The organism is Prevotellamassilia timonensis (genome assembly GCF_900106785.1).
Classification (GTDB): Bacteria; Bacteroidota; Bacteroidia; order Bacteroidales; family Bacteroidaceae; genus Alloprevotella; species Alloprevotella timonensis.
In genome coordinates, this window is sequence record NZ_LT629842.1 from 295,602 (window position 1) to 301,991 (window position 6,390).

The 6,390-nt window shown below is 46.8% G+C and carries 4 protein-coding genes and 1 CRISPR repeat array; all 4 genes read left to right on the top strand.

Going from position 1 to position 6,390, the window contains the following annotated elements; all coding sequences use genetic code 11:
- Positions 1-12 precede the first annotated feature (12 nt).
- From cas7c to cas2, 4 genes are read left to right on the top strand one after another with little or no spacing between them, the layout of a single operon-like run.
- Positions 13-873, top strand: coding sequence for a type I-C CRISPR-associated protein Cas7/Csd2 (cas7c, locus tag BQ5453_RS04070; protein ID WP_071122259.1), 861 nt, complete (start codon positions 13-15; stop codon positions 871-873).
- A gap of 7 nt (positions 874-880) precedes the next feature.
- Positions 881-1,552 carry a CRISPR-associated protein Cas4 gene (gene cas4 / locus BQ5453_RS04075; RefSeq protein ID WP_071122260.1) on the top strand — a complete coding sequence of 224 codons (672 nt, stop codon included), beginning with the start codon at positions 881-883 and terminating at the stop codon, positions 1,550-1,552.
- Positions 1,536-2,558, top strand: a complete 1,023-nt coding sequence (cas1c, locus tag BQ5453_RS04080) for a type I-C CRISPR-associated endonuclease Cas1c (RefSeq protein ID WP_071122261.1) — start codon at positions 1,536-1,538, stop codon at positions 2,556-2,558. The genes cas4 and cas1c overlap by 17 nt, the downstream gene beginning before the upstream one ends.
- Before the next feature lie 7 nt (positions 2,559-2,565).
- Positions 2,566-2,856 carry a CRISPR-associated endonuclease Cas2 gene (cas2, locus tag BQ5453_RS04085; RefSeq protein ID WP_071122262.1) on the top strand — a complete coding sequence of 97 codons (291 nt, stop codon included), beginning with the start codon at positions 2,566-2,568 and terminating at the stop codon, positions 2,854-2,856.
- A 178-nt stretch (positions 2,857-3,034) separates the two neighbouring features.
- Positions 3,035-6,251: a CRISPR direct-repeat array (repeat unit 32 nt; unit sequence GTCGCACCCCGTGTGGGTGCGTGGATTGAAAC).
- Positions 6,252-6,390 lie beyond the last annotated feature (139 nt).

Here is a 6,390-nt window from a genome sequence, read left to right on the forward strand (position 1 = left end):
AATATAAATATTATGGCAACATTGAATAATCGTTTTGATTTCGTTTACATGTTTGATGTACAGGACGGTAACCCTAATGGTGATCCTGATGCAGGTAATCTTCCCCGTATAGATGCAGAGACGGGCATGGGATTGGTAACAGATGTGTGCTTAAAAAGAAAAGTGCGCAACTATGTGCAAATTGCCAAGGGACTTTCCGACGGATTTGATATTTTTATCAAAGAGAAAGCTGTTCTCAATGACGAGATTGACAAGGCACATGACGATTCTGAAGTAAAGGGAATTAAAGATGCTAAAGAAAAAACTGCAGCTGCCCGTCGTTTTATGTGCAAGAACTACTATGACATTCGCACATTCGGCGCAGTGATGTCAACAGGTAAGAACGCTGGCCAGGTAAGAGGACCTATCCAGTTGACTTTTGCTCGTTCTGTAGATGCAGTAGCGACAGCAGAACATTCTATCACACGTATAGCAGTAGCAACTCCAGGTGAGGCTGAAAAGCAAAATGGAGAAAACCATACAATGGGGCGTAAAGCAACCATTCCTTACGGACTCTACGTTTGTCATGGCTTTATCTCAGCCAACCTTGCCCGGCAGACCGGTTTCTCTGAGGAGGATCTCCAACTCTTTTGGGAGGCTTTGAAGAACATGTTTGATATGGATCGTTCTGCGGCTCGTGGCTTGATGAGTGCTCAGAAGCTTGTTGTATTCAAACATGATTCTGTGCTTGGAAATGCTCCTGCTAACAAATTGTTTGATTTGGTTAAGGTTGAGAAGAATACAGACTCAGCACCAAGATCTTTCAAAGATTACAATGTAACGATTGACAAAGATGCCTTACCATCAGGTGTGACTGTAGAGGAACTCATTTAGTATCATTATGTATACTGAAGATGAAATGCTCATGTTGTCGGGGATACAGCACTTTATGTTCTGCCCCCGACAATGGGCTTTGATTCATATTGAACAGCAATGGGCTGACAACAAGCTGACGGCGGAAGGGAATATCCTGCACCAGAATGTGGACAACCCTTTCTATCGTCAGAAAAATGGCGATGTCATAACCCTCCGCTCCTTGCATATAGCGTCTAAGGAGCTGGGGCTTTATGGCATAACCGATGCGGTGGAACTGTTGCCTTCTGACTCTGAAGAAGATGCCATCACTCATCAGAGATACAAAGGATATTGGAAACCTTATCCCGTGGAATATAAAAGAGGACACAGTAAACCTGACGAAAGAGATGAGGTGCAATTAGCCGCACAGGCTATGTGCCTGGAGGAAATGTATGGTATCAACATTCCCTTTGGTGCGTTGTACTACGATGAGGTTAAGCATCGAGAAACTATTGCCATCTCAGACCACTTGAGAAAAACGACCCGGCAATGTGCCGTTCAAATGCATGACATCTTCAAAAGTGGCAAGATGCCGCCAGCGATAAAGAAGCACCATTGTAAGAACTGTTCACTAAAAGACATTTGTATGCCGGAAATGACTGATTGCATAAAAGTTTCAACGTATCTAAACAAAAATCTATATGAGGATATTACTTAACACATTGTATGTCACTACGCCGGAGGCTTATCTCAGCAAGGATGGGCTTAATGTCGTTGTGTCAGTCAAGCAGGATGAGGTGTTTCGCATACCAGTCCACAATATAGAGCAAATAGTGACGTTTGGCTATATGGGGGCAAGTCCGGGACTGATGAAATTGTGTGCAGACAATGGCGTAGGTCTTACCTTTCTTTCTCCACAGGGAAGGTATATAAGTCGTTCACAAGGGCCGACAAGGGGAAACGTGTTGCTTCGTAAGGCACAATACAGGTACTCAGACGAGCCAAACTATGCCTTACATCTCTCCAAGTTGTTCATTGCCGGTAAGATACAGAACTACCGGAATATTCTCAGGCGGTTTGTGCGTGACAATGGCAGTGATGAGGCTGTAGAGATTGCGGCAGAAAGCCTGTTACGGTGTAAGCGTAAGGTGTTGAATGCAGACAATGTCGACAGTGTGAGAGGTATAGAAGGTGAGGCTGCAAATTATTATTTCGGTGTGTTCCCTCGGCTTATTTTGAATCAGAAGGCAGACTTTGCGTTTGATGGGCGTAACCGCCGTCCGCCAAGGGATGCTGTTAATGCAATGCTGTCGTTTGTATATACACTTATATGTAATGACATGGCTTCAGCCTTGGAGACGGTGGGACTTGATCCCTATGTGGGATTCTTGCATACGCTAAGGCCAGGACGGGTCTCGTTGGCCTTGGACATGATGGAGGAATTGCGTGCCTATTTGGGTGACAGACTCGTCCTTTCACTTATAAACAGAAAGCAAATATCAATCAAGGACTTTCTGAAACGAGGTGACGAGGGAATTGTCATGACTGACTCTGGACGTAAAACGATAATCTCTGCATGGCAAAGTCGCAAGAGAGAACAGATTACCCATCCTTATTTGAATGAGAAAGTGAGCATTGGTTTGTTGCCTTATATACAGTCAATGTTGTTAGCAAGGTTTATACGCAGGGATTTGGAAGATTATCCTGTATTTTTAATAAATTAGTTTGCTTATGTTTGTACTGATAACTTACGATGTGAATATAACGTCACCGAATGGTGCAAAGCGTTTGAGAAGGGTTTCAAAAGTTTGTCTGGATTATGGGAAAAGGGTTCAGAATTCGGTGTTTGAATGTGTGTTGACCGAAACTCAGTTCGTTCTTCTTAAAAATCAGTTGAAAGGTCTTATTGAAGAAGAGCAAGATAGTGTGAGATTTTATCTTTTGGGGAATAACTGGAAACGTAGAATAGAAACGATTGGTAAGAATTTTGGACTTGATTTTACTGGTGAATTGATCATATAGAGCAATGAGAGTGCGAACCTCGAGTGCTGCATAAAAACATGGGAGGTTCGCAGTTGTTGTTTCTCAATATTTTATATTCATTTTTTTTGTCTCGCATTTATTATATCAATATTTTTTGACTAACTTCGCGAAATGCTTACCTTATTAAGTTGATATTCAGACATTTGCTGAATATACAGTCGCACCCCGTGTGGGTGCGTGGATTGAAACTCTATTCCATTGCGCCAAATTCCACTCATTTTGTTGGTCGCACCCCGTGTGGGTGCGTGGATTGAAACTTGTATAGAATTTTTATAGTCCATAACTTTATATTGTCGCACCCCGTGTGGGTGCGTGGATTGAAACTTAGACCATGGCGTATATTTACCTCGCATTTCCGGTCGCACCCCGTGTGGGTGCGTGGATTGAAACATCGGTTAATTGTCTTGCAATGTATGACGAGCTAAAGTCGCACCCCGTGTGGGTGCGTGGATTGAAACCAAAAGTCGAAATCATGGTTAAAGGTCCAGTTATGTCGCACCCCGTGTGGGTGCGTGGATTGAAACCTTTTGTTCCTTTTTATCTTTGTACTTGGTCTTGGTCGCACCCCGTGTGGGTGCGTGGATTGAAACTACAAAATCCGAGATAGGAGTATTTGCAGACAAAGTCGCACCCCGTGTGGGTGCGTGGATTGAAACATGCAAGTTGCCTTGATAATATCCTTTTTGATGCGGTCGCACCCCGTGTGGGTGCGTGGATTGAAACTGCACAATAAAGGTAACGAAAAGAGTATTTTTTGGTCGCACCCCGTGTGGGTGCGTGGATTGAAACACTCCAGTGTCTATTATGATGTCCTCGTTTCTAAGTCGCACCCCGTGTGGGTGCGTGGATTGAAACTGAAAATGCAGTTAAATCACTTTCTATTATTTCTGGTCGCACCCCGTGTGGGTGCGTGGATTGAAACGTATATGTCGGGCTCTGCATGTATTTCACCATTATGTCGCACCCCGTGTGGGTGCGTGGATTGAAACTCGGATTTTGCCTTACCCGAATATGATAAACTCGGGTCGCACCCCGTGTGGGTGCGTGGATTGAAACTCGCATGATGGCAACCCGTAAGTTGTTGCAATATGTCGCACCCCGTGTGGGTGCGTGGATTGAAACCGAAAAAAAACTGCAAGCTCTTGACCCCAGTGAGTCGCACCCCGTGTGGGTGCGTGGATTGAAACCAAAAACTTTTGTTTAGCTTGAGCAGCACGCAAAGGTCGCACCCCGTGTGGGTGCGTGGATTGAAACTGTCCTTACCGCCAAAGTCAAAGCCCTCACCGCTGTCGCACCCCGTGTGGGTGCGTGGTTTGAAACTTAGTACCCTCTGTTGTACCTAATCGTTGGCACATGTCGCACCCCGTGTGGGTGCGTGGATTGAAACTTAAAATCGCTTGATTTTGTAGCCCTCCCAAATTGGGTCGCACCCCGTGTGGGTGCGTGGATTGAAACAAGTTTACGCTCAGAAATAACGAAATCAATATCACGTCGCACCCCGTGTGGGTGCGTGGATTGAAACAGCGGGCAAACCACATTTTACAAGTTCCGCAACGTCGCACCCCGTGTGGGTGCGTGGATTGAAACATCTTCATGCGCCGAACTATCGTACGGGCGTCTACGTCGCACCCCGTGTGGGTGCGTGGATTGAAACTTTGCCTTCTCTGCTATTGCTTTATCCTTAGCCACGTCGCACCCCGTGTGGGTGCGTGGATTGAAACGAGTTCGTTTTGGACCGACAATAAATCCAAACCGCGTCGCACCCCGTGTGGGTGCGTGGATTGAAACTGCTTTTAATGTAAAATTATCTGTTGACATTTTGTCGCACCCCGTGTGGGTGCGTGGATTGAAACTTTGTCATAGGACTTGGCAAGCCGTTCAGCCTTACGTCGCACCCCGTGTGGGTGCGTGGATTGAAACAGCTGCGACAACTGCAAAGGCTGGTGTGATGACGTCGCACCCCGTGTGGGTGCGTGGATTGAAACATTTAATGCGTACCTTTGTGGTATAAAATAAAGGCGTCGCACCCCGTGTGGGTGCGTGGATTGAAACTCGCTTTTCGGTTGCTTTAATCTCTTTTGCGGTGTCGCACCCCGTGTGGGTGCGTGGATTGAAACCTTTATATCTTCTTTATTAGAATAATGCTTTATATGTCGCACCCCGTGTGGGTGCGTGGATTGAAACCCATTCATCATCAAGGTAAGCTTTCTCCTCCTCCGTCGCACCCCGTGTGGGTGCGTGGATTGAAACATGGGTGCGTCAGTGGGACGGACAGACTACCGAAGTCGCACCCCGTGTGGGTGCGTGGATTGAAACACTGCACAGAAAACACACCTAAAGCGTGCCAACCGTCGCACCCCGTGTGGGTGCGTGGATTGAAACAATATGTTAGAGAGGAATTTGGCAGTAATGATTACGTCGCACCCCGTGTGGGTGCGTGGATTGAAACTGGCAGCGCACATACTGCCCAGAAATCAGCATGGGTCGCACCCCGTGTGGGTGCGTGGATTGAAACCGATAGTACCTTTGTGTTTTCCTCTAAAGTGGTGGTCGCACCCCGTGTGGGTGCGTGGATTGAAACAGACTTCGGTTAATGGCACAACTAAGAACTACATGTCGCACCCCGTGTGGGTGCGTGGATTGAAACACGAACCCCAAGAAAGGCAAGAATATTTGCACATGTCGCACCCCGTGTGGGTGCGTGGATTGAAACCACAACATCTTTTTTAAGGTAGCACTTGCTTACGTCGCACCCCGTGTGGGTGCGTGGATTGAAACTGCTTTACAATCGTACTACAATATTCAACCGCTAGTCGCACCCCGTGTGGGTGCGTGGATTGAAACGAGCACACTGCCGAACTCCCAACTATCCATTAAGTCGCACCCCGTGTGGGTGCGTGGATTGAAACCTTGCGTGATAGGGTCCGCCGAAAGAACAAGTCTAAGTCGCACCCCGTGTGGGTGCGTGGATTGAAACTTAATAAACGCTTTCAACTTCACCGTTAAAGAATGTCGCACCCCGTGTGGGTGCGTGGATTGAAACACCCGTCAACTATTGTGTCGGCATACACTGCCTCGTCGCACCCCGTGTGGGTGCGTGGATTGAACCCCCCGATGTCGAAACTTTGGCCGCCTCGATGATTGTCGCACCCCGTGTGGGTGCGTGGATTGAAACTTATTGTTCATCTCGCTTACTTGACCTTACCAAAGTCGCACCCCGTGTGGGTGCGTGGATTGAAACATTAACGAGGTCATTTTGTGCCTTTACACCTTCAGGTCGCACCCCGTGTGGGTGCGTGGATTGAAACTGCAATATCTTGGCTATTACAAAAGCACTCGTAAGTCGCACCCCGTGTGGGTGCGTGGATTGAAACAGAGATACGGAAACCTGTTGGCGGAATTATGGGTTGACGGGTAAGTATGCGATACACTTTATTATGTTAAAGTATGAATGGTAAGAAGGCAAACTTACCTGTCAACCTGTACACTTGTCAACTTGTTTACTAAATCCGC